Here is a 13,958-nt window from a genome sequence, read left to right on the forward strand (position 1 = left end):
CGCACTTTTGCCGGTGGTGACGGCCGTCCCGGGGCGTAGCTAGCGGCGGGTGACGTCCCAGACCTGGAGCGGTCGGGCGGGGTCGTCGAGGACCAAGTCCGCGTCGCGGCGGTGCCGGACGGCGGCCAGGTCCCCGGCCTCGGCCAGGGCGAGTTCGCGGGCCTCGCGGCTGACCGTCGCGGTGACGACCAGGCACTGCCAGCCCCGGGCGCCGGTGGCCTTGTCGCGGGTGGGGATGTCGACGCGGTACTTCATGGCGGGCCTCCTCTTTCGTTCTCGGTGTCAGGCCGCGATCGGCTCGTCGTCGGCCCAGTCCTCGTCGTCCTCCAGCTCCTCGCCGTCCCCGTCGCCCTCGGCGGCCGGGAGGGTGCCGTGCGCGGCGCGGGCCAGGAGGATCAGCAGGTCGTCCGCCATCTCGGCGGCGTCGCCCAGGAGCTCGGCCAGCTCGCTGTGCTCGGCGGCCTGCGCGGCGGCGGTCATCGACTCCAGGAGCGCGGTGATGTCGGCGACCCGGCCGCGGGTGGCCAGGAGCTGCGGCTGGTGGTCGGCCGGCTCGCGCAGCTGGCGGATCGCCGTGAGCGCGAGGGTCTGCGGGTCGGCGAACGCGGTGTCGGTCTGGGCGTCGAGGGCGGCGATCAGGTCGTCCTGGTCGGTGAAGACCGTCGCGGTGACGTTGGCGGTGGCGGTGGTCAGCTGGTGAATGCTCATGTCGGTTCTCCTCCGGGTGATCGGGACTTGGGCGGTGCGGTGGCGGGCGGGCCCGCCGGGGACATGCAGGGTCAGTTCAGGGAGGTGCTGCGGCAGGAGCCGTCGTCGTCGCAGTCGGGCCGGGCGTCGATCCCTCCGGCGAGGCGTGCGGCCCCGGCGAAGGTGGCGAGCACGGCCAGGAGGTCGTCCTTCGTGGTGACCTCGAACTGCTGGTAGCCCTTGCCGCAGTCGCACGGGGCCAGCAGCGTCACCTCCGAGGCACCGCCGAAGCCGCGCTCGGCGGGCCACCAGGTGTGGTGGAGCCACACGCACTGGCCGAGGTAGGCGAACGCCGCGGCCGGGACGTAGTAGACGCCCAGGCGGAGCGAGGAGACCGCCGTCCAGCGGTCGGTGTCGCTGAGGGCCTCGGCCAGCGACTGCGGGAGCTCGCTGACCCAGCGGCCGGCGGCCTCCATCGCCTCGGCGCGCTCGCTCAGGTCGGTGATGCGGCGGACGGCCTCGGGGCTGTGGAACTCGGCGTACGCGGTGAGCAGCTGCTCCAGCGCGCTCGGCTTCGTCGGGGTGTTCACGGCGGTTCTCCTTCGTTTCGGACGTGGACGCGGGGAGGAGGTCGGGTCAGAAGCCGCGGATGCGGAAGCCGCGCAGAGCCGGGATGGAGAGCAGGGCGAACGCGATGACCGTGATGCCCAGGGCGACCTCGCGGCCGTCGGACGGAGCGCCCTGCCAGACCATCCAGGCGGTGGCCGCGCCCGTGGCGCCCCAGGCGAGGCGGGCGCCGAACGCCTTGGTGACGAAGGACAGGAGGCCGGTGCTGGCGACCGTGAGGATCCAGGCGCCGTACGCGGTCGGCGCGGTGACGGCGAGGCCGGCGGTGTGGCTCTGCAGGTACGTCCAGACCGGGCTGGTGATGGAGGCCAGCAGGCCCGTGCGGCCGCCGGACCCGGCGGGCACCTGGACCCCCGCGACCGCGTTCACGCCGTCGACGGCGGACTGGGCGATCAGGGCCAGGCTCATCACGGCGACGGCCGCCACGGCCAGCAGGACGGTCGCGCCGACCGTGGCCTTGATCCAGGTCGTCGTCTCGTCCCAGCCGTCGCGGAACGCGTTGCGCAGGTCGTCGGCGCGCTCCTCCAGCCACTCCCCGACGACCGGGCGGGCAACGCCGTACCAGCGGCGCAGGGCCGTCCGCAGGCTCCAGGCGAACGAGCCGGTGGCGATGCCCGGCTCAGCCGGGGCGGCCTCGGCGGTGGTCTTGAGGAAGAGGAACGGCGCCGGGGTCTCGTTCTGGCGGCCGGTGGAGTCGGTGTGGTCGGTGCTCATCTGGGTTTCGCTCCCTGTGGGTGGGTCGGAGATAGAGGTTCGTTTTCGGGGTGGGGTGTGACGGACCGGGGGCTACTTCTTCGCCTTCTTGGCCTTCTCCTTGGCGAGGGCGGCCTCGCGCTCCTCGGCGCCCGCGATGATCCGGTCGATCTTTCGCTTCTGGCGGCCGCTGAGGTTGCCGCCGCGGAGCACGGCGACCAGGACGGTCCCGGCGATCCGGGCGGCCTCGGTGTGGTTGATCGCGTCCTTGTCGTTGATGCGCATCTCGGGCTCCTTCGGGGTGGGTTGGGCGGACGGCGGGTTGCCGGGCGCCGGGGTCAGCGGGTGCAGGCCGGGAAGGTCCGGCCGGGGTCGCACAGCCGGACCGCGGCCGGGTGCTCGGTGAGTTCGTGGAGCTGGCCGTCGGCGGTGCGGACGGTGAGCCGGCCGCCGTCGCGGGTGATGACCGGGCCGAGGGGCTTGGGGCCGTCGAGCTGGTCGGGGTCCAGGACCGTGATGGCGAAGACCGGGATGCCGATCAAGGCGATGAACGCGGTCCGGGCCGGGCGCGGGAGGGAGGTGAAGTTCAACATCGGTGGCGCTCCTTTCTCGTGCGGTCGAGAGGGGGCTGCGGTCCGGTCGTGGACGCCGGCGCCCGGTGCGGAATTACGCGCCGGGAACCAGCGACGGCGGCCGGTTCAGACCTTGAGAGTTCCGAGCCAGTTGAAGAACGCGGCGAGCCATTCGCCGATCTGCGGCCCTATCGAGGAGTCCCGGATGTAGAAGCCGAGGATTCCGGCGATGATCACGTGCCAGACCTTCATGGAGCCCATCTTGATCAGGGCCGCGCACGCTGCGATGAGGAGAAGGATGATGGAAATGCTGGCCATTTGAATTCACCGTTTCTCGGGGGATTTTGAGACAGGGGTATCCAAGGAGCGTTAAGCAAGGGGTTTTGATATCGGCGGTGGCGGCCCGGCCCGGTGATATCCGGGCCGCCACGCGCTACTCGGTTACTTGCTGGCTACTTCCTTGACTCCCGCGCGGGGGAGTTTTGCATGCCAGCGCCGGAGGTCCTTTTCGTACCAGGCGGGGTAATTCCCGTTCTGGAAGGTTCCGGGGATGTCGTGGCCTTCGCGCTTCTTGTAGCGCTGGCGGGCCTGGACGAACGCGTCCTTCGTCATGCCCAGGAGGGCGGCGGCCTGCTCGTTGCCGGTGATGGCCTCCAGCTCCTTGGTCGGCTGGACGAGGGGGATCACGACCCCGTCCGAACCGCCATGGACATCACTCTCAGCGACCACACCGTTTGTGTCGTTACTGCCGGTTTTGTCCATGGACTGTCCATGGACACTTCCCAGGTGATCGCCAGGGATGGACACATCCGCCTTCACCATGGACACAGGCTCCGGAAGAGCCTCCGCCTCACGCTGAGCGATCGGCACGTAGGCCGGCGCAGCGACCGGGGACCGGCCGTTGAGGGCGTAGTCGCGAGCCTCGTCCTCGTCGACGAACACCAGCTGGCACACCCGCTCGGACCCGCCGATGACCACGATCGCCCGCCCGTTGTGGCGCGAGCTCTTCGGCCTCGGCGTCGTCGCGACCAGAGAATTCCACGCCTGCGGGGAGAAACGGGCGAGAATCTTTGCACCGTACTGGTCCCGCAGTTCCGTACCGCCTGCGGCACGGGCGGTAAGACGCTGGTAGACGGAGATAATGTTCATGTTCGCCTGACGGCCCTTGAAAAGGCTCTTGGCGAGCTGACTGAACACGGGCGGGCGCGCCGGGTCCTTCTTCTCCTTGACGTCCATCCAGGTCTGGTAGGACTCCTCCGCAAAGTCGTTCTGCTCCTCCATTACGAGGAACCAGCGGGGGAAAGTCACGGACTTGTCGGCCTTCTTGATCTGGTAACGGCGCTCCATTTCCAGCGCGAATCCCGCGATGGCGGCCCACTGCTCCCGGATTTCGGTGTAGATCTCGACCTCGGGAATCCCGTCGAGGCAGTCCAGAGAAATCAGCTTCGGGTCGATGATGATGAACTTCTCAGCACCCTTGCGGATCTGCTGAACGATGATGTTCCGCAGAGTGGACGACTTGCCGCCACCCGTACCGACCGACAGACCCACGTGCGGGGTCTCGTCCTCGAAGTCCAGAACGATCTTCTCGTTGCGGGTGCCCAGGCCCAGCAGGACCTGCGAGTCATTCAGCCCGTCGATGATCTCCTGGACCTCGCTGAACAGGACCTTGGCCGGCGGGCGCGGCGGGTGCTTGAACGTCACCACGAAGTTCTGGTGGTCCCAGGACGCGTCCCACTCCCCCGGAATCCGGCGGCTGACCAGGTTCTTCAGCCGTGCCTGCTCACCATCGCCCAGCTCGGCCTCCGGCGGAATCTTGACCGACAGAGCCGCGTCGGCCTCAGCCGCGGCCCGGCGCTCCAGCCACCAGGCCACCAGCTTCAGCGCACGGAACCAGTCGAGCCAGGCGACCGGCCTGCGGAGCAGCTTCACCCAGGCCAGGGAGAGACGGGCCACCGTCGCTGACGCGTCGATACGCTCCACCAACGAGGCCGGCAGCCGGTCCCGGAGCGTGCGGCGAACGAGGTCCTCCCCGCCCATCAGGTGCTGCGGGATCGACACCCAGTCCTTGTACGTCGCGCCGTCCGGGATGTCGTTCAGGATCTTGCGAGCCGCCGCGAAGAACGGCTTCACGACCATCTCGCGGTGGCGCCGGGCAAGCCGACCGCGCCTCCACAGCCACACCGCCATCACCAGGATGACCAGCAGCGCGGCCGTGAACAGATTCCGGTAGTTCGCCCACAGCCACCACACCCCGGCCACCAGGGCGTTGGCGGCCACCAGGCCCAGGACCTTCGCCCAGCGCGGCACCAGGCTCAGCCAGTGCCGCCGGTGACCCTTCGCCCACACCCCGGGCATCCACGCAGGGGCGTCAGCGGCCTGCATCGGCATCTGCTGATGCGCTATCGCCTTCGCCAGCCGCCGCTCACCCCGACCGGCTCCGCCCTTGACCAGGACCACGAGCACCAGGGCGCCGACGAGAAGCATCCAGACCGGCATGCTCACTCACCCACCGCGACGTCGTCACCAAGGCTGATCTCGGCGGTGCTGCCGGTCAGGAGCAGCCCCATCAACGTCTGCTGCACCTGCTCCGGCTGCTCCACGAACGCCTTCAGGTCGAACACGACCTGCATGGAGCCCTGCACACCCTGCTCACGGCCCTGCATCTGCGCCAGGGTCTGGGCGAGCGCACTGCTCTTTCCGCTGCTCGTCACTCCGCCGGGCAGCGTGTGCCAGGCGTTCGCGCTGCTCTTGTCGTTCTCGTCGGTCCGGTTGTTGTTGCCGCTGTGGTCCGGGCCCTGCTGGCCCGCTGCGACAATGCTGTCCACGGTCATCTCCACTCATCTGGTGGGCCGTACCGGTCGGCGGGGAAAGCTGCCAGGCGTCTCGCCCGCCGACCGGATCAACCAACTCACTGCGGTTCTGATCAGGTAATTCGCTGCTCTCGTACTGTCTGGGGGTCCTGCCGTAGCTCTGCTGTACGGCCGAGACCATCACGGAGACCGGACACGCGGTCGAGCCCGCCTGCCGAACCCGCTGCATCCCGGCTGCCACGTCAGTCCCCGGAGGTAGGGCGGAGCTGACGGATGTTGCTCCGCCTCTCCTCCACCTGCTTCTTCGCGACCCGGTACGCCTGCCCCTCGTTCACGCCCTCCCGGCCGTGCAGGGCCAGCCACCGAACGAGCTGCCCGGCCACTGTCGAACCCGTCACCGAGATCGCGTAGCGAATCGCGTCGCTGTTCTTCGACAGCTCCGGCTCCTGCAACTTCGCAGTGTGAGCAGCCCGCTCCCGCTCCTCCTGGGTCAGGACCGGCTCCTGCTCCTGCACCTGCTCCGCCGGAGACTCCTGCGCCCACACCGTGGCGTTCAGGACCGCGTCACTGTCGTCTGCCTCCGGGCTCGGCGCACCGCCGGGACCCTTCGGGTCGTCATCGTCGTCCGGACCGTCCTCGTTCTGGCTGGCCTCCTCCAGCAGCTGCTCCAGCGCCTCATCGACGCCGTCCTTCGACGCGGGGAGGGGGTTGCCCGCCTCCAGCTGGAGAGCCGCGGCGGCGCCGTGCTGGGCGAGGTATGTACGGAACACCTCGAACATCCGCTCCTCGCTGCCGCTCAGCTCCAGCGCCGAAGCGGCCGGCGCGGCAGTGGCCTCGGAGACCTCAACCCACGGGGACGGGTGCACCAGCTCCACCAGGGCCGGGGCGTGGGAGGAGACCGCCAGGTCAGCGAGCAGAAGCCGCTTGCGCTCCGGGTTGCCCGCGACATCGGCACGGCGCAGCGTCGCGCGCAGCTTGCTCCGCAGCCGGCGGCCACGCCATCCCTCGAGCTGCTTGTCGCTCAGGCCGCGGTACCGGTCGGCCAGTTCGGCGGCGCGGCTGCGGGCCCGCTCCTGGATGAGCTCCTCGGCGTCCTTGTCGTGCTCCGCGATGCCCAGACGGGCCAGGAGCTGCTGCTGGAACCGCCGCAGGATCCGGGCGGCGACACCGTTGTTCTCGGCGTTCTCCTCACCGGAGTGCCGCAGCTCGATTCCCATCGCCAGGTGCCACAGAAGCGCGGCGCCCATCGGACCGAGGACGATCCGCCAGGCCGCGCCGGCCGCCGAGTCGGACTCCGAGATCGCAGGTACCGCAAGGAAGGCAGACAGGACCCAGACCAGCGTTCCCGGCAGGCCCGTACGCCGCATCTCCGGGTTGTGCAGGTTCTGCCTCGCCATCAGCGCCAGGCCGAACAGCATCACCTCGCCGACCAGGAACAGGCCCGCCCGCTCCCAGGTGTTCGAGATGTGCAGGTGCTCACCCGCGAACCGCCAAGCCGTGTTGGCGCCGACGCCCGTCGCACCGAGGGCACCGATCGTCGACACCATCTGCGCGATCGTCATCCGACCCTGCGTGTAGCGGCGGGTCTTGAACGCCTTGAACCCGGCCTTCGCCCCGACAGCCAGCAGCGCAAGCAGCGCCAAACCGACCAGCGCGGCTCCGATCGCCACGGGCCAGGGGTTCGCCTCAGCGAAATCCCCGATCCATCCGGTCATGCCAACTCCTATGTCTCGACTTACGCGTAGCTGTGGAGCAAGAACACTGCATGCTCCCTGCTTCCCCAAAGCTAGCGCATTGCCAGGAGAAATGCATAGAGCTAATGCCAACTTCTTTGACAGGTGATCTGCATAGTCGTGTGTCTATAGGGTCATGCGGCCTGTTCAGCGACGTGATCGACGCGGGAGGGGAGCATGAGAACCACCGCGTTCCCCTGCCGGTACAGGGCCGCTTCCACCTCGCGCTGCTGCACGGGAAGCAGACCGCCGTGGATGCTGTCGTCCGTGTCCCCGGTGAGTACGGCCAGCGAGAGGTAGCGGTCGCGGACCGGGCAGCCCTGGCAGACCTCGCGCTCCTCCTCGGTCCGGATCAGGTCACGGGCGATGGTGCGACTGGAGCTGCCGGTGCCGAGGTACCAGCGTTCGGCGTCGTACCGCCGGCACTCCCCCAGTTCCTCGACGGTGGACTCGATGTCGGGCAGCGCTACCGAGTCGCGGACTGCGGCTACGCGAAGTGCGAGGTCGGCGACGGGATCGAGCTTCATCGTGGCGTTCATCTGCGTCCCTTTCCGAGCTGGCGTTTTCGATGTGCCAACTCAAGCGCGGAGGCCGGACTGCAGGTATCACGCTGCCTATCGGGACTGCTTCAACGCGGTCTTCACGTGCGGGTCGCTGCTCGTTGAAATCGCGTGTAGAGACGGCGTGCTGGCGCTGCATCAGCCCTCCTCCCGTGCTCAGCCCGTACCGGCTGTCACCGGTGGTGGATAGGCTGGGCGCTGCCTGTGATCCGTTTGTATCCGCAGTGCAAGCCCGGGTGGCAGGTGCGGCATGTGGCCGCTGGGTGCTGGCCACGTGGGCCACATCGGGGAGGACGACGTGGGGCAGCGGCCGAATGAACTGACACCACACGCGAGCCCACAGCACTACCTGGGCGCGGAGATGCGGTCGTGGCGTAACGAGCGCCGGCTGTCCCTGGCCAAGTTGAAGGCGCGGATCAGGTACGACTACAGCTACATGGCGCGCGCCGAGCGCGGGGAACAGGCTCCCTCGGCGTCGTTAGTCCGCGCGTACGACGACGCCTTGGAGGCCCGCGGCACCCTGGTCCGCCTCCACGAAGCGATTCAGAGCGGCGTGGGACTGGATGTCTTGTCCCGTGGTCATGTGGCCAAAGCGGGGTCCCATGTGGCCAACAGCCCGGCTGGTCTGGCCGAGGAAGCCAGCGCCCAGGCACCGTCGGAGGAGGAGGGGATTTCCATCCCTTGCCGTACCTCTGACGGAAGGATCATCTTCGTGTCCGTACCTCGAAGGGTATTTCTGGGCGGCCTGGGTGCTGCTGCGGCCACGAGCATCGTGGGCGCTCCGCTGGCTCAAGCGGCCCCGCGGGCCCCGATGGTGGACCGCAGCCCGATTGAGCACCTCCAGGCGATCCGCCGGGTGCTGATCGACTCCGACAACCTCTTCGGTCCCCACCAGCTCATCCCGAAGGTTCAGGAGCAGATCCACACCATCACCTCGCTCAGGGAAGGACAGCGCGGGACAGACCGTCGCCAGCTCCTCCAGGTCCAGACCCAGTTCGCCGAGCTGTGCGGCTGGTTCCACCAGGACGCGGGAGATCACCGCGCTGCGCAGTACTGGATGGACCGTGCGCTCCAGTGGTCCCACGGGGCCGGGGATCCGGACCTCACCGTCTACATCCTGGCGAGGAAGAGCCAGCTGGCCGGCGACATGCTGGATCCGGTCGAGGCAGTCGACGTGGCGGAGGCTGCGCAGGGCGTGGCCCGCCCGGGAAGTCGGCTGGCGGCCGTCGCGGCGACGTATGCCGCGCACGGGTACGCGCTCCAGGGCGAGGCAACGGAGTCGGCGCGGGAGTACGACCGTGCACGCGAGCTCCTCCACGCTGTCGATCCGGATCCCTCGTCCAGCTGGGGTGTGTGGCTGGACGACGCCTACATCAGCGTCCAGCAGGCTCGTAGCCAGTCAGTGCTCGGTGACCATCGTGGGGCCGCCAAGGGGTTCCGTACGGCGATCTCCGCGCTGCCTCCGGGGTATCACCGCGACCGCGGGGTGTACCTCTCCCGCGAGGCGCTGGCGCTGGCCGGCACCCGGGATGCCGAGCAAGCCGCCACGGTGGGCCTGGAGGCTCTGGCGATCGGGAGCGAGACGGGATCTGCCCGGATCATGGCGGAGCTGGCTCAGCTCGACGGCGTACTGCAGCGGTGGCACGCGGTCCCGTCGGTCCGCGAGTTCCGGGACTCGCTCGACGCCTGTGTCGTCCACGAGGCGTGACCCGTACCCTCTGCCCCATTACCGCTCTTACCAGGGAGAACCGTTGCCCCGCCCCTATGTCCTCTTGAGCGTCGCCACCTCGGTCGACGGCCATATCGACGACACCAGCGCTGACCGGCTCCTGCTGTCCAACTCCGCGGACTTCGACCGCGTCGACGAAGTACGGGCCCAGTCCGACGCCATCCTGATCGGCGCGGGAACGATGCGCGCCGACAATCCCAGGCTGCTGGTCAACAGTGAGGAGCGCCGCGCGGCCCGAGTCGCGGCAGGCAAGTCCGCCTACCCCCTCAAGGTCACCATCAGCGCCTCGGGTGATCTCGACTCGACCCTGAAGTTCTGGCACCACGGGGAAGCGAAGGTCGCGTACACCACCGACGCGGGGGCGGAGAAGCTCCGCGAACGGCTGGCTGGTCTGGCGGATGTTGTCTCTCTCGGCGAGACCGTCGACTTCGGCCGGCTCCTGGACGATCTGGGCGAACGAGGCGTTCAGCGGCTCATGGTGGAAGGCGGGGGTTCCGTCCACACCGCGTTCCTGTCCGCCGGGCTGGTCGACGAGATTCACCTCGCCATCGCTCCGCTCGTCGTCGGCCAGGGCGATGCGCCCTCGTTCCTCAACCCGGCGTCGTACCCGGGCGGCTCCACCCGGCGGATGACGCTCGCCGAAGTCCGGGCTGTGGGCGATGTGGCGCTGCTGCGTTACCTGCCCAAGCAGGAGAGTGGCCAGTGACGGGGCGCGCCTGGACGGACGCCGACTACGAGTGGATGAGGACGGCGATCGAGCTGTCCCACTCCTGCCCGCCCGCCGAGGGTGCTTTCAGCGTTGGTGCGGTCGTCCTCAACGCTGAGGGGGAGGAGGTTGCCCGCGGGTTCTCCCGCGAAGGCGGCGACCTCCATGTCCACGCGGAAGAGGCTGCGCTCGCGAAGGTCAGCTCCTCCCAGCTTCGCGGGGGGACGATCTACACCTCGCTGGAGCCATGCAGCCAGCGCCGTTCGCGGCCTCTGTCGTGCACGCAGCACATCCTGCGCTCGGGGCTGTCCCGGGTGGTGGTCGCCTGGCGCGAGCCCTCGTACTTTGTCGACGACTGCCAGGGCGTCGAGATGCTGACTGCGGCCGGTATCACCGTCGTGGAGATTCCCGAGCTGGCCCAGGCCGCCCGCGCCGCGAACGGCCACCTTCCGGGGCTCAAGCCCTGACTGCTCCTTCGATGGCCCGGGTGAGTGACCCGGGCCTTCGGCTTGCTCGCCGATTCCCCGTCGATGTGACGGATTCGCGGACTATCGTTCAAGTCGAAGGGGTGTATCCGCGCAGCTCAGGGGCTTTTTCAACGATCGCTTCAACTCGCGGCTGATACCGGACTCTCGTGAGGCGGACCTAGCCTCCGGTTATGGATACGAACGGCGGGGGTGGCGTGGTGGCAAAGGATCATCCGGGATGGGTGCCGGGCACTCTGCGGAAGCATCGCGAGGCCCACGGGCTGACGCTGGAGGGGTCCGGAGAGGAGCTGCGGAAGATTGCGGAGATCGCCCGCCTTCCGATCCAGGCGAACTTCCAGACCGTCTTCAACCACGAGGCGGGCAAGGCGTACCCGAACCCGCACTACCAGCGGGCGTACTGCCTCCTGTACAACGCGGCGCCCTGGGAGCTCCAGTTCCGGAGCAAGCTGCCGCACGAGGAACAGTCACAGGTTCCGAAGATCACGCCGCACACCGACTCCGTGACGGGCGCGCACGTCCAGGCTGTGGAGTCGGCTCTTCTGCAGATCTCTCCGGGTGGAGAGGTCGACCACCACGGATTGCGCCACCGGATCCTGGATGCCTGGCGCCGGCGCCACACGGGCGGCGACCCGCACCGCCCTCACCTGGTGCTGGTCGGTGGCTACGCGGGAAGCGGGAAGAGCGAGCTCGCGGAGTTCATCTCGTACCTGACTGGCTGGCCTCGGCTCGACAAGGACTCCTTGACTCGGCCGCTGGTCGAGGCACTCCTGGTTGCTCATGGCGGCGATCCTCACGACAGGCACACGCCGCTGTACTTGGAGAAGGCGCGGGATGCCGAGTACCAGTGCCTGATGGAGACCGCAGCCGACAACATCCGCGCCGGGATCAGCACCGTGCTCGATGCGCCGTTCCTGCGCGAGTTCTCCGACCCAGCCTGGATGCAACGGCTGATCAACAGGTGCAAGGCCCAGGGCGCTGAGGTCGCCGTGATCTGGGTGAAGTGTGATCACGAGAGCATGCGCGAGTACATCACGTTCCGCAGTGCGGCCCGCGACAGCTGGAAGCTGAGTAACTGGGACGACTACATCAGGGGCGTCGACGTGGACTTCGCTCCGAAGGTGGACCACTTCGTCGTCGACAACCGCCTCGGCTCCGCGGTGAGCCTCACGGACCAGGCCAAGCTCGCCATCGGACGGATGTACTCATGACCGCTCTGCCTCCCGCCGTGATCCTGTACGGCCCACCGGCCGCCGGGAAGGACACCATCACCCGCGCGCTCACCGAGCTCGATGCCGACTTCGTCCAGTTCCAGCGGCTCAAGGTCGGCAGCGGCAAGACCGACGGCTACCGGATGGGCGGCGCCGAGGACCTGGCAAAGCTGGAGAAGGACGGCAAGGTCATCTACTCCAACAGCCGGTACGGCAACGTCTACGTGGTCGACCAGCCCGGCCTGGACGAGATGGTGGCCGCCGGCCTGACCCCCGTACTGCACCTGGGGCAGATCGAAGGTGTCCAGGCCGTCATCGACACCTACCCGGCTCAGTGGACGACCGTCCTCCTGTGGTGCACCCGCGAGGAGACCGCGGCCCGTTCAGCGGGGCGGGGCGACTCCGACACTGAGGCCCGGCTCGCGGCCTGGCAGGCCACCCAGGACGACGTGGACTCCCACCCCGGCCAGGTCTGGGACCTGGTCGTGCAGACCGGCGGCCATTCCCCGGCCGAGGCCGCCGAGCTGATCAGCGAGCGCGTGCGCGCTGCGTTTCCCGCGGGAAACGACTCCTAGTCCGGGAGCCTGCGCAGCTGCTCCAGCGCCCCCGCCAGATCCATACGGCCGTCGTCCTTCGCCTGCTCCCAGCGGGCCAGGGCGGCGGCCGCGGCGCGCAGCATCTCGTCCGGCAGTCCGGCGTCGCGCAGCATGTCGGCGGCCTCGAGGAGCTCTGGGCCCCACCGCCAGGCCCTGGCAGCTGTCTTGGGGATGTAGTCGACCTCGGTGAGGTACGAGCCCGTCCTCTTTCCGCCGATCGCAAGGAGTTCTTCGTCGACTCCGTGGTCGACCGCGAGGCCGTAGGAGACAGCGGCCAGCACGCGGGACGCCTTCTGGTAGCTGGAGTAGGAGAGCTTGAGGGCGGAGGCTTGTCCGAGCCGCTCTCCGAGGACGTGAGTGCGGACGTCGGTTCCAGTGAAGAGGCTGACGACGGCGTCCGTGCCGACGGGACCGGAGAGGTAGAGCGTCGGGCATTTGCCGCCGGTGGGCGGGGAGCCGACGATCCCGCCGTCGACCACGGTGGACGCGGGGAGGAGGGTGGCGCAGCGCACGGTCCGCTGCGGTGTGATGGCGTTCGCCTCCACCCAGACGCCCTCGTAGCCGGAGGCGCTGCGGGCCAGGTCCTCCGCGGCGGCCGGTGGGCAGATGCTGAGCACCGTCTCGGCGTTGGACAGCACCTGCTTCAGGTCGGTGGCCGTGAGTCCGTGGGCCTCAGCGCGTTCGCGCGTCGTGGCGGAGCGGCCTTTCGGGCACCACAGGACCTGGTGGCCGGCGCGGACGAGCTGGCCACCCACGGCTGCGCCCATCGAGCCGGGGTGGAGCAGACCGATCGTGGTCACTGGTTGCCTTCTTTCAGCAGGATCTCGATGGCCTCGGTGACGGTGTCGACGCTGTGGTGCGCGGCCGCCAGGTGTTGCGGCCAGGTTCGGCCACGGAGCCAGATGGTGCGCAGCCCGGCCTGATGGGCACCGCCGATGTCGCCCTGGGGGTTGTCGCCAACCATCCACGCCTTCGCCCCTTGGGCGCTGCCGCAGAGCGCGAGGGCGGTGTGGAAGGCGGCTAGGTCCGGCTTGCGGGCGCCTATCTCCTCAGAGATCGCGATGGCGTCGACGACATCGGCCAGTCCGGCCGCCGCGAGTTTGGCCCGCTGGATGTCGCCCGCCCCGTTGGTGAGGATCCCGACTTTCCATCCGGTGGCGCGCAGCTGCTCGATGCCTTCGATGGCGTTGGGCCGGACCTTGGCGTTGGCCGCGATCCCCTGGACGTAGTCGTTCCAGAGCTGGGCCGCCGGCTCGGCGAGACCGAGCTCGTCTCGGAGGCGGACGAAGGTCGCGGGGTAGGCCCGTTCTCCCAGCGCATCGGCAACTTGGGCCTCGGCTGCGGGGTCGAACCCGTGGTCGGCGGCGAAGGTGCGCGCCCAGTTGGCGACGGCTTCTTGGCGGTCGATGAGGGTGTTGTCCAGGTCGAACAGGGCGGTGGTCACGGCGCCGACCCTAGCCGGGGGTTTTCCCAAGGACGCGGGGAGGAGGCGCCGCTTCGTACGGGGTCGTCCACCAGCTGGGACGTGGCCGCTAGGGTTCCCCCA

General features: G+C 68.9%; 18 protein-coding genes. 5 read left to right on the top strand and 13 right to left on the bottom strand.

Going from position 1 to position 13,958, the window contains the following annotated elements; genetic code table 11:
* Positions 1 to 39: 39 nt before the first annotated feature.
* The 11 genes from E6R62_RS31110 to E6R62_RS31160 form a co-directional block, all read right to left on the bottom strand.
* Complete coding sequence (locus tag E6R62_RS31110) at positions 40 to 255, bottom strand: hypothetical protein (protein WP_136216820.1); 216 nt, start codon at positions 253 to 255, stop codon at positions 40 to 42.
* A gap of 27 nt (positions 256 to 282) precedes the next feature.
* On the bottom strand, positions 283 to 708 hold the full coding sequence (locus E6R62_RS39905; protein ID WP_168714235.1) for a hypothetical protein: 426 nt from the start codon (positions 706 to 708) through the stop codon (positions 283 to 285).
* Positions 709 to 779: 71 nt separating this feature from the next.
* Complete coding sequence (locus E6R62_RS31120; protein WP_136216821.1) at positions 780 to 1,277, bottom strand: hypothetical protein; 498 nt, start codon at positions 1,275 to 1,277, stop codon at positions 780 to 782.
* Positions 1,278 to 1,323: 46 nt separating this feature from the next.
* Positions 1,324 to 2,028 carry a hypothetical protein gene (locus E6R62_RS31125; protein WP_136216822.1) on the bottom strand — a complete coding sequence of 235 codons (705 nt, stop codon included), beginning with the start codon at positions 2,026 to 2,028 and terminating at the stop codon, positions 1,324 to 1,326.
* A gap of 72 nt (positions 2,029 to 2,100) precedes the next feature.
* Positions 2,101 to 2,292, bottom strand: a complete 192-nt coding sequence (locus E6R62_RS31130) for a hypothetical protein (protein WP_136216823.1) — start codon at positions 2,290 to 2,292, stop codon at positions 2,101 to 2,103.
* 53 nt (positions 2,293 to 2,345) lie between these two features.
* Positions 2,346 to 2,600 (bottom strand): hypothetical protein, encoded by a 255-nt coding sequence (locus tag E6R62_RS31135; RefSeq protein WP_136216824.1) that lies wholly within the window; start codon positions 2,598 to 2,600, stop codon positions 2,346 to 2,348.
* Between the two features lie 105 nt (positions 2,601 to 2,705).
* A complete protein-coding gene (locus E6R62_RS31140) occupies positions 2,706 to 2,897 on the bottom strand; it encodes a hypothetical protein (protein WP_136216825.1) in 192 nt (63 codons plus the stop codon).
* A 123-nt stretch (positions 2,898 to 3,020) separates the two neighbouring features.
* Complete coding sequence (locus E6R62_RS31145; protein ID WP_136216826.1) at positions 3,021 to 4,970, bottom strand: FtsK/SpoIIIE domain-containing protein; 1,950 nt, start codon at positions 4,968 to 4,970, stop codon at positions 3,021 to 3,023.
* A gap of 110 nt (positions 4,971 to 5,080) precedes the next feature.
* Positions 5,081 to 5,407, bottom strand: a complete 327-nt coding sequence (locus tag E6R62_RS31150; protein ID WP_136216827.1) for a hypothetical protein — start codon at positions 5,405 to 5,407, stop codon at positions 5,081 to 5,083.
* Positions 5,408 to 5,634: 227 nt separating this feature from the next.
* On the bottom strand, positions 5,635 to 7,107 hold the full coding sequence (locus tag E6R62_RS41935; RefSeq protein WP_136216828.1) for a hypothetical protein: 1,473 nt from the start codon (positions 7,105 to 7,107) through the stop codon (positions 5,635 to 5,637).
* A gap of 152 nt (positions 7,108 to 7,259) precedes the next feature.
* Entirely contained in the window at positions 7,260 to 7,664 is a 405-nt protein-coding gene (locus E6R62_RS31160) for a hypothetical protein (protein ID WP_136216829.1), read from the bottom strand.
* A gap of 295 nt (positions 7,665 to 7,959) precedes the next feature.
* On the opposite strand from E6R62_RS31160, the gene E6R62_RS31165 reads away from it, so the two are divergent.
* From E6R62_RS31165 to E6R62_RS31185, 5 genes are all read left to right on the top strand, one after another.
* Entirely contained in the window at positions 7,960 to 9,393 is a 1,434-nt protein-coding gene (locus tag E6R62_RS31165; protein ID WP_240802015.1) for a helix-turn-helix transcriptional regulator, read from the top strand.
* Between the two features lie 43 nt (positions 9,394 to 9,436).
* Positions 9,437 to 10,120, top strand: a complete 684-nt coding sequence (locus E6R62_RS42095) for a dihydrofolate reductase family protein (RefSeq protein WP_136216830.1) — start codon at positions 9,437 to 9,439, stop codon at positions 10,118 to 10,120.
* On the top strand, positions 10,117 to 10,587 hold the full coding sequence (locus E6R62_RS42100) for a dCMP deaminase (RefSeq protein ID WP_306432489.1): 471 nt from the start codon (positions 10,117 to 10,119) through the stop codon (positions 10,585 to 10,587). The genes E6R62_RS42095 and E6R62_RS42100 overlap by 4 nt, the downstream gene beginning before the upstream one ends.
* A gap of 242 nt (positions 10,588 to 10,829) precedes the next feature.
* Positions 10,830 to 11,816 (top strand): AAA family ATPase, encoded by a 987-nt coding sequence (locus tag E6R62_RS31180; protein WP_306432490.1) that lies wholly within the window; start codon positions 10,830 to 10,832, stop codon positions 11,814 to 11,816.
* A complete protein-coding gene (locus tag E6R62_RS31185) occupies positions 11,813 to 12,391 on the top strand; it encodes a guanylate kinase (protein WP_136216832.1) in 579 nt (192 codons plus the stop codon). The genes E6R62_RS31180 and E6R62_RS31185 overlap by 4 nt, the downstream gene beginning before the upstream one ends.
* On the opposite strand, the gene E6R62_RS31190 is transcribed toward E6R62_RS31185, so the two are convergent.
* Together E6R62_RS31190 and E6R62_RS31195 are read right to left on the bottom strand one after the other, a co-directional pair.
* Positions 12,388 to 13,212, bottom strand: coding sequence for an NAD(P)-dependent oxidoreductase (locus E6R62_RS31190; RefSeq protein ID WP_276615674.1), 825 nt, complete (start codon positions 13,210 to 13,212; stop codon positions 12,388 to 12,390). The genes E6R62_RS31185 and E6R62_RS31190 overlap by 4 nt on opposite strands.
* Positions 13,209 to 13,856, bottom strand: a complete 648-nt coding sequence (locus tag E6R62_RS31195) for an HAD family hydrolase (protein ID WP_136216833.1) — start codon at positions 13,854 to 13,856, stop codon at positions 13,209 to 13,211. Before E6R62_RS31195 ends, E6R62_RS31190 begins: the two co-directional genes overlap by 4 nt.
* Positions 13,857 to 13,958 lie beyond the last annotated feature (102 nt).

Source organism: Streptomyces sp. A1136 (genome assembly GCF_004795055.1).
Classification (GTDB): Bacteria; Actinomycetota; Actinomycetes; order Streptomycetales; family Streptomycetaceae; genus Streptomyces.